This window comes from Salipiger sp. PrR007, assembly GCF_010499845.1.
GTDB lineage: Bacteria > Pseudomonadota > Alphaproteobacteria > Rhodobacterales > Rhodobacteraceae > Salipiger > Salipiger pacificus_A.
Genome location: NZ_JAAGOZ010000008.1, coordinates 39,397 through 53,063, shown reverse-complemented (window position 1 = coordinate 53,063; position 13,667 = coordinate 39,397). Strand labels below are relative to the sequence as shown.

The following is a 13,667-nucleotide window of genomic DNA, read 5'->3' as shown; positions in this document are numbered from 1 at the left end:
CGCGCCGCCGGCCCGCGGCTTTTTCGCGAAATCGAAGGTTTACCCGCTTCGCGGCGCCTTGGCCTGTCATACAGAGCGTTTCCGCCTTGCATGGACCCTCCGGGACGCATAGAAGACCGCAAATTCGAATTTCGCGGTGGGCCGGAGTCCGTGCCCCCGTATCACGACCACAAGGGAATTGGCATGCAGGTCAACGAGACGCTGAACGAAGGTCTGAAGCGCGCCTACGAACTCATCCTCACCGCGGAAGAGCTCGATGCGAAGGTGAACGAAAAGCTCGTCGAGGCGCAGCCGGAAATCGAGATGAAGGGCTTCCGCAAGGGCAAGGTCCCCATGCCGCTGCTGAAGAAGCAGTTCGGTCAGCGCGTGCTGGGCGAAAGCATGCAGGAAGCCATCGACGGTGCGATGAACGAGCACTTCGAGAAGACCGGCGACCGTCCGGCGCTCCAGCCGCAGGTCAAGATGACCAACGACGACTGGAAAGAAGGCGACGACGTCACCGTCGAGATGAGCTACGAGAAGCTGCCGGAAGTTCCGGAAATCGACGCGTCGAAACTGTCGCTCGAGAGGCTCGTGGTGAAGGCAGATGACGCCGCCGTCGACGAGGCGCTGGCGCAGCTCGCCGAGAACGCGCAGGACTTCAAGGACCGCCGCAAGGGCTCCAAGGCGAAAGACGGCGACCAGGTGGTCATCGACTTCGTCGGCAAGGTCGACGGTGAGGCCTTCGAAGGCGGTTCCGCCGAGGACTACCCGCTGGTGCTGGGCTCGAACTCCTTCATCCCCGGCTTCGAAGAGCAGCTGGTCGGCCTGAAAGCCGAGGAAGAGAAGGCCGTCGAGGTTTCCTTCCCCGAGGAGTACGGTGCAGAGCACCTCGCCGGCAAGGCTGCCGTCTTCGACGTGACCGTTAAGGCCGTGAAAGAGCCGGTTGCCGCCGAGATCGATGACGAGCTGGCCAAGAAGTTCGGTGCCGAGGACCTCGAAGCGCTGAAGGGCCAGATCCGCGAGCGTCTCGAAGCCGAATACGCCGGTGCCTCGCGCCAGGTGCTGAAGCGCGCCATGCTCGACGCCCTGGACGAGCAGGTCTCCTTCGACCTGCCGCCGAGCCTCGTTGAAGCCGAAGCCAAGCAGATCGCGCACCAGCTCTACCACGAAGAGCACCCGGACGATCACGGCCACGACCACGGCGAGATCGAACCCACCGACGAGCACAACAAGCTCGCCGAGCGCCGTGTGCGCCTTGGCCTGCTGCTCGCCGAGATCGGCCAGAAAGCCGAGATCGAGGTGACCGATCAGGAAATGACCCAGGCGATCATGATGCAGGCGCGTCAGTACCCGGGCCAAGAACGTGCCTTCTTCGACTTCGTGCGCCAGAACGCCCAGATGCAGCAGCAGCTGCGCGCGCCGATCTTCGAAGACAAGGTCATCGACCACATTGCCGAAGGCGCGACCGTGACCGAGAAAGAGGTCTCCAAGGACGACCTCATGAAGGCCGTCGAAGCGCTCGACGAAGAGTAATTCCGCGCCTCAGCGCCGGAACGAAGGGCCGCCCTCCGGGGCGGCCCTTTTGCATGCGCGGCATGCCGCCGGGCGAACAGGCTGCATCTGCGGCGGGGAATTTCCTTGCCGGATCGCGCGCTTGCATGTGATCCTGCGGTCAGGGAGGGCGCCCGATGAAGTCAACGCACGCTGGTGATGCGCGCCGCAAGGTGCTGGATGCGGCGGAGATCGGCGCGCTGGCGCATCTCTATCGCGGCGAGGTTTACCGCTCGACGATCTGGCGCACCCGGCTTGACACAACGACGAACTGGGCGGTGGTCACGCTCGGCATCGCGCTCTCGATCTCCTACAGCTCGCCCGCCGCCTCGCCGCTGCCACTGATCCTCGTCGGCATCCTGATCCTCTTTTTCCTGATGCTCGAGGCGCGGCGCTACCGCTACTTCAACGTCTGGCGCGCCCGCTGCCGCTGGATGGAGACCCACTTCTTCGCGCCCATGCTGCACGATGGCGATCTGCACATGGAGGAGGGATGGCAGGAGGTGCTGGCGCAGGACTACTGGAAGCCGCGCTACCATGTCTCGGTCAGCGTTGCGATCGGCCGACGGATAAGGCGCAACTACGTGTGGATTCTGCTGATCCAGAGCATCGCCTACATCGGCAAGCTGCTGGTCCATCCCGAGCCGCTGACCTCGGCCGGGGACTTCGTGGCGCGTGCCTCGGTGGGGCCCATCCACGGTGGCTTCGTACTGGCTGCGAGGCTGCTCTACTGTCTGGTCTGGGGCGCTGCGGCGCTCTGGAGCTGGCGCGACGACATGCGCCGCGCCGGAATGCGTCACGACAAGACCAGCATGGGCTGAGCGCGCCAATTCCGGGCAAAGAAAAAGCCGCGCCGGGGGGACCGGCGCGGCTTTCCATGTTTCAAGCGGCGATCCGAAAGCGGATCAGGCCTCTTCGTCGTCCGACGCCGGAGCGGCTTCGTCCTCGTCCGACGCGGCGCTGCCGAGTTCGTCGAAGAGTTCCGAGATCTCGAATTCGGCCTGGGCCTCTTCCTCGGCGGCCAGTTCCTGGATCGACTTGCCCGATGCCTGGAGCTCTGCCTCTTCGGGCGAACGTGCGACGTTGAGGTTTATGGTGACCATCACCTCGGGGTGCAGGTGCACCTCGACTTCGTGCACGCCGAGTTCCTTGATCGGCTGGCGGATGACCACCTGCTTGCGGTCCAGCGAGAAGCCTTCGGCGGTGGCGACGTCTGCGGCGTCACGGGTGGTGACCGAGCCGTAGAGGTTGCCGCCGTCCGACGCCTGGCGAATCACGACGAACTGCTGGCCGTCGAGCTTCGCGCCAAGCGCTTCGGCTTCTTGCTTGGTCTCGAGGTTGCGCGCCTCGAGCTGGGCTTTCTGCGCTTCGAAGGAGGCGATGTTCTCTTTCGAGGCGGTCAGCGCCTTGCCCTGCAGCAGCAGGTAGTTGCGTGCATAGCCGGGTTTGACGTCGACGACATCGCCCATCTGGCCGAGCTTGGCCACGCGCTCCAGAAGAATGACTTGCATGGGTCTCTCTCCTTATTTCACGACGTAGGGCAGCAGGGCGAGGAAGCGGGCGCGCTTGATGGCACGGGCCAGTTCACGCTGCTTCTTTGCCGACACTGCGGTGATGCGGGACGGGACGATCTTGCCGCGCTCAGAGATGTAGCGCTGCAGCAGACGGGTGTCCTTGTAGTCGATCTTGGGTGCATTGTCGCCCGAGAAGGGGCAGACCTTGCGGCGGCGGAAAAACGGTTTTGCAGCCATGGTTTTAGCTCCTCTCGTTCAGATCAGTTACGGGGACGGCGGTCGCCGCGGCCCTCGCGCTCGTCGCGCTTCTGCATCTGCACCGAGGGGCCCTCGGCATGCTCATCGACCTTGATGGTCAGAACGCGCATGACGTCGTCATGCAGGCGCATCAGACGCTCCATTTCCTGCACGGCCGATGCGGGGGCATCGGTCTTGAGGAAGGCGTAGTGGCCTTTGCGGTTCTTGTTGATCTTGTAGGCCATGGTCTTCACGCCCCAGTACTCGGATTCGACGACCTTGCCGCCGTTGTCCGAGAGGACGGTGCCGAAATGTTCGACGAGACCTTCAGCCTGCGCGTTGGAAAGGTCCTGACGCGCAATGAAAACATGCTCATAAAGCGGCATGTGTGCTCCATTTCTATCCGGGCGCATTTCATAGGGCAGGCAATCCACTCCGCTCCTGCCCACGAGAGTCTGCGCGGTTCACATCATCTTGCAGAGGGATGGTGCTCTATACACGCTCAGCCCGGGGATACAAGCCTCCATCGGGGGCGGACAGGTTGATTAATGGTTTCTCAAGAGTTCGGCCGGATAACCTTGCGGCAGTGCTGAAAAACGCCGGCATAGCTTCGCGGAATTGCCCCAATGCTGTCGCGATTGGGCGTCAGTTCTGGGGGCGTACGGCGTGACGAGTGAAGGAGGCGGGCAGGATGTCCCTTGGCAGTTTTCATAACCCCGAACGGGAGGCCACGGCCCATCTGCTTCGCCTCGGCGGCCAGTTCGTGGGATTTGCCCTGGCGCTTTCGGCCTTCGCGCTGTGGCTGGTGCCCGAGGCGGAGCAGGGGCTCTCCCTTGGGCGGCTGCTGCTCTCGCTGACGTTGCTGCTCACCGGGGTGAGTGCCGTTCTGCTCTGTGCCGACCGGCGCTAGGACGCGGATTTCGTCGGGCCGGTATCTGGACCGATAGGCGGATAGATCAAAAGCGAGGATCGGCGGACGGGAAGGGCTCGGGGTATCCCGGGCCTTCTTGGGGTTTCGCGGCTTGGCTCTCGCGGGGCTGTTCTCGTGTGGCCGGAGAGGGTGCCGGCTCGAGCCCCGGTCCGACCTGTGCGCGGGGGCGCGCCGACAACTGTTCGATTTTCCACAGACCCTGTGGACGCAGGCCGGATTGCCGCGGCGCGGCGAATGACGACATGGTCGGGCATCGCAACGCAATCCTCCCGGAGATATCCGATATGAAATCCCTACTTCTCGCCGGCGCCGTCGCGCTCGCCCCGATCGCAGCCTTTGCCGCCCCCGAGACCTATGTCTTCGACGCAAGCCACACGCAGATTGTCTTCTCCTACAACCACCTCGGCTTCTCGACCGGCTATGGCATGTTCGGCGGCTTCGAGGGTGAGATCCAGTACGACGCCGAAGACCCGGCCGCGTCCAGCGTCACCACCTCATGGGACGTGACCACCATGCTTACCGGCTGGGAAGGCCGCTACGAGCACTTCATGAGCGACGATTTCTTCGGCGCCTCGGACGACAAGACCGTCTCCTTCACCTCGAAGTCCATCGAAGTGACCGGCGATGACACCGGCCTGATCACCGGCGATCTGACCCTCAACGGCGTGACCAAGGAGGTCGTGCTCGACGCGGTCCTGACCCAGGCGGGCGAACACCCGATGGAAGGCAAGCCCTGGCTCGGCTTCCACGCCACCACCACGCTGATCCGCTCGGACTACAACCTCGGCATGTTCGCGCCCTACGTCAGCGACGAGGTCGAGGTGGAGATCTCGATCGAGGCGATGAAGGCCGAGTAAGGCCGTTTGACCCTGTCCCCGCGGGGACAGGGTGTCTTTGGTAACGAGTAGACGCGTCAAGAGCTTTACCAGTGCCCCCCGGAGCCCATGGCTTCGGGGGTTGGTTTTTCTATGGGCAGCCCTGCAAAGCTGCAGGCGCGCGAACGGGTGATTGTCAAAGCGGCGCGGCCTGCGCTCTACTCGGGGTGGGCGGTGCCAACCGCCCTTCGACGCCACGCCCGGAGAACCGGGCAGAAAGGAGCGACCCCGATGACCCTCGACCCCGAGACAGACCTGACCTTCAGCCGCGACATTGACGCGCGCCCCGAGGTGCTCTTCGCGTGCTGGACCACCCCCGAGCACATCAAGCACTTCTTCGTGCCGAAACCACATAAGGTCACCTTCTGCGATATCGACCTAAAGGTCGGCGGGCGCTTCAACACGACCTTCGAGGTCGAGGGGAATGAGATGCAGAACACCGGGGTCTGGCTCGAGGTGGTGCCGAACCGCCGCCTGGTCTTCACCGACAGCTATTCCGAGGGCTGGAAGCCGGCGCCCGATCCTTTCATGACCGCCATCATCGACTTCGAGGACAACGGCAAGGGCGGCACGCTCTACACCGCGACCGCCCGCCATCGCAGCGCGGAGTCGCGCCAGACGCATGAGCAGATGGGCTTCCACGACGGCTGGGGCGCCGTGGCGACCCAGCTCGAGGCCTACGCCAAGACCCTGCGCTGAGCGCGCTCAGCCGCGTCCGGCGCGGAAGTCGGCAAGGCTCTTGCCCGGCTCATCGACGAAAAGCCCGGGCAGGGGTGTCACGCCGGTCACCTGGTCGATGCGGAGCGTTTCAAAGCCGCGCGCGGTCTCGTTCCAGGTGATGCAGGTCCAGATGCGGCCCCAGTAATCCATGTGCAATGGGCGCAGGTCCTGCGGGCCGGCGCGATCCTTGAGCGTGACCCGCAGCTTCTGCCGGGCGCGGATGGCGGCGCGGAAGTCGGGCATGAAGCGGAATCCCTCGGCGGCCTCGCGAAAGGGGTAGGTGGCAAAACCGAAGGCGCCGCCCGTGGTGCCATCCTCGGGCAGCAGAGCGTCGATCCGGGCCGAGAGCGCCTCGGCGGCTTCGGCGAGGTCGGCCATGCCGCCCTGTCCGACGGCGGCGAGGCCAAGGTGCAGCGCCTCCAGTTCCAGCTCGCTCAGGTTCAGCGGCGGCAGGGTGAAGGCGGCGCGGGCGGTGTAGCCGCGCCCGCGCTCGCCCTCGATCGGCACGCCAGAGGCCGCCAGCGTGTCCATGTCGCGGTAAATGGTGCGCACCGAGACGCCCAGTTCCTCGGCCAGCGCCTCGGCAGTGTGCAGCGCTCCATCCTTGAGGCGGGTCATCAGCGTGTAGAGGCGGTCGGACTTCTTCATCTGTGGCGTTCCGGGGGCAGGGCATCCAGGGCGGGTCGATTCGCGCAAGCGGCGGAGCGCGGCAGCGCCCCAACTGACATATTATTGTCACCTGACAGAATACTGTCATAAAGCGGAAAGAAAACCCCCTCCGACGGGGGAGGCAGCCGGGCTTTGCGCCTTCCGCGCCGCCGGGAAGGATCCTACAACCCGGGAACAGATTTCGACGCGCCGCTTCGGGGACGCCCGCACAGGGTTGGAGCGGCCTAAGGGAGACTAAGGACATGCTCAACAACATCGGCCTTCCGGGCCTTCTGCTCATCGCCGTCGTGGTGCTGGTTCTTTTCGGCCGCGGCAAGATTTCGAACCTCATGGGCGAGGTCGGCAAGGGCATCACCGCCTTCAAGAAGGGCGTGAGCGAGGGCTCGAAGGAACTCGAGGACGAAAAAGCCGACGGGGCTAAGGACGTGACCCCGGAGAGCGAGAAGGACAAGGTCTGATCCCATGTTCGATCTTGGCTGGTCGGAACTCATGGTCATCGGGATCGTGGCGCTCATTGTCGTGGGCCCCAAGGATCTGCCGGTGCTGTTCCGCAATGTAGGTCGCTTCATGGGCAAGGCGCGCGGCATGGCGCGCGAGTTCAGCCGCGCGATGAACGACGCGGCGGACGAGGCGGGCGTGCGCGACGTGGCCAAGACCCTCAAGACGGCGACCAACCCAATGAGCTCGGCCATGGACGGGGTGCGCGATGCCGCCAAGTCGATGACCGACCCCACGCCCCCGAAGAAGACCGAGGGGCTGAAAGAGGATCCCGGCGCGCTCGAGACCGAGCGGGCCGCGAACAAGCAGAAGATCGAGGCTGGCGCCGCCCGCGCCGCCGCCGAGCGCCAGAAGCGCGAGGCGGAAGCGGCGATGAAGCGCGCAGAAGAGTCCGCGAAGAAGGCCGAGGAGCTGGAATCGCACCTTAAGAAAGACGGTGACGCATGAGCCAGCTGGACCATGACGAAATCGACGACAGCTCGGCGCCGCTGATCGAGCACCTGGCTGAGCTGCGCACGCGGCTCATCCGGGCTGTTCTGGCGTTCATCGTGGGCATCGTGCTGGCCTTCACCGTGGCCGAGCCGCTGCTGCAATTTCTGCTGGGCCCGATCGAGGAGACGCTGCGCGCGCTTGGCGATCCGTCGCCCACCATGCAGTACACCTCGCCGCAGGAATACCTGTTCACGCTGTTCCGCATCTCGATGGTCTTCGGCTTCGGCCTGGCCTTCCCGGTGATCTCGTTCCAGCTCTGGCGCTTCGTCGCGCCGGGGCTCTACAAATCCGAGAAGAACGCCTTCCTGCCGTTCATGATCGCCTCGCCGATCATGTTCCTGCTTGGCGCGAGCTTTGCCCATTTCATCGTGACGCCGCTGGCGATGCAGTTCTTCCTCGGTTTTGCCGACGTGAGCTCGATCTTCGCCGACCTGCTGCAGCGCGCGACCGACGGCATGCCCGCCGATCTGCCTGCGGACACCGCCGTCGTGCCCGAGACCGCCGAGGGCATGAAGATCACCTTCTTCGGCAAGGTGAATGAAAGCCTCGACATCACGCTGAAGTTCATCGTCGCCTTTGGCCTGTGCTTCCAGTTGCCGGTGCTGCTGACGCTGATGGGCAAGGCCGGGCTGGTTTCGGCCGCGGGCCTGGGCTCGGTGCGCAAATACGCCGTGGTCGCGATCCTCGTGCTGGCCGCGCTGGTCACCCCGCCGGATGTGACCACGCAGGTGATCCTCTTCGTGGTGGTCTACGGGCTTTACGAGATCTCGATCTTCCTCGTCCGACTGGTCGAGAAGAAGCGCGAGAAGGAGCTGCGTGCCCAGGGCCTGTGGTTCGAAGATGACGAGGAAGAGGTCGAGGAGGACCGCACCACGTGAAGAAGAACGCGTTGAAACGCATCGCGGAGGCGCTGGAGCGAATGGCTCCGGCGCCTCTTGCCGCACCGGAGTTCGGTGCGGCGGATGCCTTTGTCTGGCACACCGAGCCGGACCGGCTCGAGCCGGTTCCGCAGGTGAACCGGATCGACCTCAAACTGCTTGTCGGCATCGACCGCTCGCGCGACACGCTGCTGTCCAACACGCTGCAGTTCGCCCGCGGGCTGCCCGCCAACAACGCCCTTCTGTGGGGCGCGCGCGGGATGGGAAAATCGAGCATTGTCAAGGCAGTGCACGCCGAGGTTCGTGCGAAGGGGCAGCCGCTGAAACTGGTCGAGCTGCAGCGCGAGGACCTGCCCTCGGTGGGCCGGTTGCTGAACCTTCTGCGCGGCGCGCCGTACCGCTTCGTGCTCTTCTGCGATGACCTGTCTTTCAGCCATGACGACCAGCATTACAAGAGCCTCAAGGCGGTGCTGGACGGCGGCATCGAGGGGCGGCCCGAGAACGTGCTCTTCTACGCCACCTCGAACCGCAGGCACCTGATGCCGCGCGACATGATCGAGAACGAGCGCAGCACCTCGATCAACCCCTCCGAGGCGGTCGAGGAGAAGGTCTCGCTGTCGGACCGTTTCGGGCTCTGGCTGGGCTTCCATCCCTGCACGCAGGACGAGTACCTGGCGATGATCCGTGGCTACTGCACCGAGCACGGCGTCGAGATCGACGACGAGACGCTGCGCGCCGAGGCGATCGAATGGCAGGCGACGCGCGGCGCCCGCTCGGGCCGGGTGGCCTGGCAGTATTTCCTCGATCTCGCGGGGCGCAAGGGCGTGACGATCGGCTGAGGCCGGGATCGGGTATTCGACGAGAAAGCAAAGGGCCGGGGATCTTCCCCGGCCTTTTTTCCGGCCCTCTTTGCCATCGCGCGCCCTCTCGTCTTTTCGGAAATGCGCGACTCCGAGGTTGCAGCCGGGTGCGCCTTTGGGCGAAATGCGCAAGACTTTTTGGGGGCCTAGGCATGTCGCAGCCGATAGAGCTGGTGCTGTTTGATTTCGACGGTGTCGTCGTGGACAGCGAGATCATCTCGCTGCGCATGCTGGTGACCGAACTGGCGCAGCAGGGCGTCACGGTAGACATCCCCTATGTCGCGCGGCATTTCCTTGGCCGCAGCTACCCCACGGTGATCGCGCAGATCCGCGAGGAATTCGGCATCACGCTGCCCGCTGGCTTCGAGGCCGACTACCGCGCCCGGCTCATCGCCGCCTTCGAGGCCGAGGGGCTGAAAGTCATGCCGCACCTGCGCGAGGTCCTCGGGGCGCTCGCGGTGCCCTATTGCCTTGCCACCAGTTCGAGCCCGGCGCGGGTTGCCGCGAGCCTTGCGATGACCGGGCTGACGGCGGCCTTCGAGGGGCGGATCACCACGGCCTCTGAGGTCAAACGCGGCAAGCCCGCGCCCGACCTGCCGCTGCGCGCCGCCGAAAAGGCAGGCGTGCCCCCGGAGCGCTGCCTGCTGATCGAGGATTCCTTGGCCGGCATCGGCGCGGGGCTGGCGGCGGGCATGGCGGTCTGGCAGTTCACCGGCGGCAGCCACCTTGCGAACGGGGCGGTGCCGCAGGACCCCCAGACGCTGCCGCACCGTCAATTTGCAAGTTTCGCGGAACTCCCGCATCTTGCCCCTGATCTCTTTCTCACAGGCACGTGACCATGGCCCTGCGCACCCTCGACAGCGATGACGCCTCTCCCGACGATCTGGCGGCGCGCGCGGCCTGGCTCTACTACGTGGGGGGGCTGCGGCAAGACCAGATCGCCGATGAGCTTGGCATCTCGCGCCAGCGCGCGCAGCGCCTGGTGGCCCGGGCCGTGGCCGAGGGTCTGGTGAAGGTCCGCATCGACCATCCGATCGCCGACTGTCTCGAGCTCGAACGCGGGCTGCGCCAGCGCTTCGGGCTGTCGCGCGCGCGCGTCGCACCGCGGGCGGATTCGGGGCAGGACGCGCTGCGCGCCATCGCGCCCTTTGCCGCCGCCGAGATGGAACGGATCTTCGCGCAGGAGACGCCGCAGCTCATCGCGCTCGGCACCGGGCGGACGCTGCGGGCGATGATCGACCAGATGCAGACCATTTCGGCCGGGCACCACCGCATGGTCTCGCTGATCGGCAACGTGGCGCCCGACGGCTCGGCCTCCTTCTACGAGGTCATCATGCGCATCGCCGACAAGACCGGCGCGCCGCACTACCCGATGTCGGTGCCGGTGATGGCCCGCGACGCCGAGGAATTCGCGACCTACCGCAGCTTGCCGCATGTGGTGAGCTCGCGCGCGCTGGCCAAGGAGGCGGATGTGACGATCGTCGGAATCGGCCAGATGGCGGATGATGCACCGCTCCTCGTCGACGGGTTTATCACCGCCGAAGAGCTCTCTAGCCTGCTCGCGGCAGGGGCCGCCGGGGAACTTGGGGGGCATGTCTTTGACGCCGAAGGGCGTTACCTCGATCATCCTGTCAATGAATTCATGGTTGGCGTGCGCGTGCCGCAGAACCAGAATCCGGTGATCTGCGTTGCCGGAGGTGTCAGCAAGATCAAGGCCTTGCGGGCCGCTCTTAAGGGGCATTTGATCCAGGGCCTGATCACCGACGAACTCACCGCCGCGGAAATCCTCAGCACTTCTTAAAGGCTCTGCGTCCAAAATGGGCTTGACTCGACTCATGGCTTTGAGTGAGCATTTGTCCATCACGCGGGCAGTTGCTCACCAAAGGGAGAGCGAGCGCAAGCCCAGTGTCGGAATTCAGGGAGGATTTCTCATGTCAGTTACCATCCGCGCTCTCATGGGCGCGTGCGCTTTGGGTGCCCTCGGCACTGCGGCGCTTGCAGAGACCACGATCACCGTCGCGACGGTGAACAACGGCGATATGATCCGCATGCAGGGTCTGATGGACGCCTTCTACGAGGCGCACCCCGACATCAAAGTCCAATGGGTGACGCTGGAAGAGAACGTGCTGCGCCAGCGCGTGACCCAGGACGTGGCCACCAAGGGCGGTCAGTTCGACGTGATGACCATCGGCACCTACGAGGTTCCGATCTGGGGCGAGCGCGGCTGGCTGGTCAGCCTCGATGACCTGCCCGAAAGCTACGATGCCGATGACATCCTGCCCGCCATCCGCGGCGGTCTGACGGTTGACGGCAATCTCTATGCCGCGCCCTTCTACGGCGAAAGCTCGATGGTCATGTACCGCAAGGACCTGATGGAGGCTGCCGGGCTCGAGATGCCCGAGGCGCCGACCTGGGACTTCATCAAGGAAGCCGCGGCGGCGATGACCGACAAGGAAGGCGAAGTCTATGGCATCTGCCTGCGCGGCAAGGCCGGCTGGGGCGAGAACATGGCCTTCCTGACCGCCATGTCCAACTCCTATGGCGCGCGCTGGTTCGACATGGACTGGAAGCCGCAGTTCGACAGCCCCGAGTGGAAGGCGACGCTGACCGACTATCTCGACCTGATGAACAACTACGGCCCGCCGGGTGCCTCGTCTAACGGCTTCAACGAAAACCTCGCGCTGTTCCAGTCGGGCAAATGCGGCATGTGGATCGACGCCACCGTGGCGGCCTCCTTCGTGACCAATGCCGAGGATTCCTCGGTGGCCGACCAGGTCGGTTTCGCTCTGGCGCCCGACAACGGTCTCGGCAAGCGCGGCAACTGGCTCTGGGCCTGGAACCTCGGCATCCCCGCCGGCACCCAGAAGGAAGACGCGGCCAAGGCCTTCGTCGAATGGGCGACCTCGAAAGAGTACCTCGCGCTCGTGGCCGAGAAAGAGGGCTGGGCGAACGTGCCGCCGGGCACCCGCACCTCGCTCTACGAGAACCCCGAGTATCTCGAAGCCGCGCCTTTCGCCGAGATGACGCTGGAGTCGATCAACGCGGCCGATCCGCAGAACCCGACCGTCGACGAAGTGCCCTACGTGGGTGTCCAGTTCGTCGCCATCCCCGAATTCCAGGGGCTCGGCACCGCGGTCGGCCAGCAGTTCTCTGCCGCGCTCGCGGGGCAGGTGACGGCCGAACAGGCGCTGCAGTCGGCGCAGATGCTCACCGAGCGTGAGATGATGAAGGCCGGCTACATCAAGTAAGCCGCGCCTCGCGGACAGCCACGGACCGGCGGGCCCTCCGGGGATCGACGGGCCCGCCTCCTCCAGGTCCGATGGCACACCCGGCCCGGCCGACCCCGGAAACGCGGCGCAAGACCGCGCCCTGGGGCTCCGCGCCTCCCGTGCTCACCCGGGCGGCGGCGGTCGGTCGGTGTCCACTGCTTCCGGGGCAACGCGCGCAGGCCCACCCCAGCGCGGGCGCCCCGGAAGCACCCATTCCCCACCCCAAAGACCCGATACCCAAGCCCCAAGTCCCAGGGAGACAGGCCATGGCCACCAAAGCTTCCCGCGCCGCTGCCCGGCTCATGATCTCGCCCGCGGTCCTGCTGCTGCTCGGCTGGATGATCGTGCCGCTGTCGATGACGCTCTATTTCTCCTTCCTGCGCTACAACCTGCTGATGCCGGGGATGGAAGAGTTCACCGGTTGGACCAACTACAAGTTCTTCCTGACCGATCCCGCCTTCACCGCGGCGCTGTGGAACACGCTGCTGCTGGTCGGCGGGGTGCTGCTGATCACCACGATCGGCGGCACGCTGCTGGCGCTGCTGATGGACCAGCCGTTCTGGGGGCAGGGCATCGTGCGCATCCTGGTGATCGCGCCCTTCTTCGTCATGCCTACCGTCTCGGCGCTGGTGTGGAAGAACATGTTCATGAACCCGGTGAACGGGCTCTTCGCCCATCTGGCGAAATTCTTCGGCCTGCAGCCCTATGACTTCCTCGCGCAGGCGCCGCTTGGCTCGATCATCTTTATTGTCAGCTGGCAATGGCTGCCCTTCGCGACGCTGATCCTGCTGACCGCGCTGCAGTCGCTCGACCAGGAACAGCTCGAGGCCGCCGAGATGGACGGGGCGGGACCGCTGTCGCGCTTCTTCTACATCATGCTGCCGCACCTGGCGCGGGCGATCACCGTGGTCATCCTGATCCAGACCATCTTCCTGCTGTCGGTCTTCGCCGAAATCCTCGTGACCACCAACGGTGGGCCGGGCGTGGCCTCCACCAACCTCACCTACCTCATCTACATGCAGTCGCTGCTGCAGTTCGACGTGGGCGGCGGCTCGGCCGGGGGCGTGGTGGCGATCATTCTCGCCAATATCGTGGCGATCTTCCTGATGCGGATGATCGGCAAGAACCTGGAGACCTGAGCGATGCCGGTACCTGCAAATCCGCGCGCGGGCAGTGCCGCCAAGGCCCTGC

At 65.1% G+C, this 13,667-nt stretch carries 17 protein-coding genes; 13 read left to right on the top strand and 4 right to left on the bottom strand.

Features of this window, described 5'->3' with window-relative positions; all coding sequences use genetic code 11:
• The first annotated feature begins 183 nt into the window (after positions 1 to 183).
• Positions 184 to 1,515 (top strand): trigger factor, encoded by a 1,332-nt coding sequence (gene tig, locus G0Q01_RS01105; RefSeq protein WP_164196952.1) that lies wholly within the window; start codon positions 184 to 186, stop codon positions 1,513 to 1,515.
• Between the two features lie 155 nt (positions 1,516 to 1,670).
• Entirely contained in the window at positions 1,671 to 2,354 is a 684-nt protein-coding gene (locus tag G0Q01_RS01100) for a DUF2270 domain-containing protein (protein ID WP_164196953.1), read from the top strand.
• A gap of 84 nt (positions 2,355 to 2,438) precedes the next feature.
• Here G0Q01_RS01100 and rplI read toward each other — a convergent pair whose 3' ends face one another.
• Genes rplI through rpsF form a run of 3 tightly spaced genes read right to left on the bottom strand, consistent with a single transcriptional unit; the run spans position 2,439 to position 3,670 of the window.
• Positions 2,439 to 3,044 carry a 50S ribosomal protein L9 gene (gene rplI / locus G0Q01_RS01095; RefSeq protein WP_108965753.1) on the bottom strand — a complete coding sequence of 202 codons (606 nt, stop codon included), beginning with the start codon at positions 3,042 to 3,044 and terminating at the stop codon, positions 2,439 to 2,441.
• A gap of 12 nt (positions 3,045 to 3,056) precedes the next feature.
• Positions 3,057 to 3,284 carry a 30S ribosomal protein S18 gene (rpsR, locus tag G0Q01_RS01090; protein ID WP_089844216.1) on the bottom strand — a complete coding sequence of 76 codons (228 nt, stop codon included), beginning with the start codon at positions 3,282 to 3,284 and terminating at the stop codon, positions 3,057 to 3,059.
• Between the two features lie 23 nt (positions 3,285 to 3,307).
• On the bottom strand, positions 3,308 to 3,670 hold the full coding sequence (gene rpsF / locus G0Q01_RS01085; protein ID WP_108965751.1) for a 30S ribosomal protein S6: 363 nt from the start codon (positions 3,668 to 3,670) through the stop codon (positions 3,308 to 3,310).
• A gap of 305 nt (positions 3,671 to 3,975) precedes the next feature.
• Here rpsF and G0Q01_RS01080 point away from each other — a divergent pair, with 305 nt between their 5' ends.
• From G0Q01_RS01080 to G0Q01_RS01070, 3 genes are all read left to right on the top strand, one after another.
• Entirely contained in the window at positions 3,976 to 4,194 is a 219-nt protein-coding gene (locus G0Q01_RS01080; protein ID WP_108965750.1) for a hypothetical protein, read from the top strand.
• A 305-nt stretch (positions 4,195 to 4,499) separates the two neighbouring features.
• Positions 4,500 to 5,072, top strand: coding sequence for a YceI family protein (locus tag G0Q01_RS01075; RefSeq protein ID WP_108967640.1), 573 nt, complete (start codon positions 4,500 to 4,502; stop codon positions 5,070 to 5,072).
• A 249-nt stretch (positions 5,073 to 5,321) separates the two neighbouring features.
• Positions 5,322 to 5,789 carry an SRPBCC family protein gene (locus tag G0Q01_RS01070; RefSeq protein WP_164196954.1) on the top strand — a complete coding sequence of 156 codons (468 nt, stop codon included), beginning with the start codon at positions 5,322 to 5,324 and terminating at the stop codon, positions 5,787 to 5,789.
• 6 nt (positions 5,790 to 5,795) lie between these two features.
• Here the strand turns inward: G0Q01_RS01070 and G0Q01_RS01065 are convergent, their stop codons facing one another.
• Positions 5,796 to 6,458 carry a YafY family protein gene (locus G0Q01_RS01065; RefSeq protein ID WP_164212944.1) on the bottom strand — a complete coding sequence of 221 codons (663 nt, stop codon included), beginning with the start codon at positions 6,456 to 6,458 and terminating at the stop codon, positions 5,796 to 5,798.
• A 263-nt stretch (positions 6,459 to 6,721) separates the two neighbouring features.
• Here G0Q01_RS01065 and G0Q01_RS01060 point away from each other — a divergent pair, with 263 nt between their 5' ends.
• From G0Q01_RS01060 to G0Q01_RS01025, 8 genes are all read left to right on the top strand, one after another.
• Positions 6,722 to 6,937 carry a twin-arginine translocase TatA/TatE family subunit gene (locus G0Q01_RS01060; protein ID WP_108965744.1) on the top strand — a complete coding sequence of 72 codons (216 nt, stop codon included), beginning with the start codon at positions 6,722 to 6,724 and terminating at the stop codon, positions 6,935 to 6,937.
• A gap of 4 nt (positions 6,938 to 6,941) precedes the next feature.
• Positions 6,942 to 7,424 (top strand): Sec-independent protein translocase protein TatB, encoded by a 483-nt coding sequence (gene tatB / locus G0Q01_RS01055; protein WP_164196956.1) that lies wholly within the window; start codon positions 6,942 to 6,944, stop codon positions 7,422 to 7,424.
• Positions 7,421 to 8,347: a twin-arginine translocase subunit TatC gene (locus tag G0Q01_RS01050; protein ID WP_164196957.1), complete on the top strand. Its 927-nt coding sequence runs from the start codon at positions 7,421 to 7,423 to the stop codon at positions 8,345 to 8,347. The genes tatB and G0Q01_RS01050 overlap by 4 nt, the downstream gene beginning before the upstream one ends.
• 41 nt (positions 8,348 to 8,388) lie before the next feature.
• Positions 8,389 to 9,186 (top strand): ATP-binding protein, encoded by a 798-nt coding sequence (locus tag G0Q01_RS01045; protein ID WP_108967637.1) that lies wholly within the window; start codon positions 8,389 to 8,391, stop codon positions 9,184 to 9,186.
• A 173-nt stretch (positions 9,187 to 9,359) separates the two neighbouring features.
• Positions 9,360 to 10,043: an HAD family phosphatase gene (locus tag G0Q01_RS01040; RefSeq protein WP_164196958.1), complete on the top strand. Its 684-nt coding sequence runs from the start codon at positions 9,360 to 9,362 to the stop codon at positions 10,041 to 10,043.
• A gap of 2 nt (positions 10,044 to 10,045) precedes the next feature.
• Entirely contained in the window at positions 10,046 to 11,008 is a 963-nt protein-coding gene (locus G0Q01_RS01035) for a sugar-binding transcriptional regulator (RefSeq protein WP_164196959.1), read from the top strand.
• Between the two features lie 130 nt (positions 11,009 to 11,138).
• Positions 11,139 to 12,455 (top strand): sugar ABC transporter substrate-binding protein, encoded by a 1,317-nt coding sequence (locus G0Q01_RS01030; RefSeq protein WP_164212943.1) that lies wholly within the window; start codon positions 11,139 to 11,141, stop codon positions 12,453 to 12,455.
• 287 nt (positions 12,456 to 12,742) lie between these two features.
• On the top strand, positions 12,743 to 13,615 hold the full coding sequence (locus G0Q01_RS01025) for a carbohydrate ABC transporter permease (RefSeq protein WP_108965735.1): 873 nt from the start codon (positions 12,743 to 12,745) through the stop codon (positions 13,613 to 13,615).
• Positions 13,616 to 13,667: the final 52 nt, after the last annotated feature.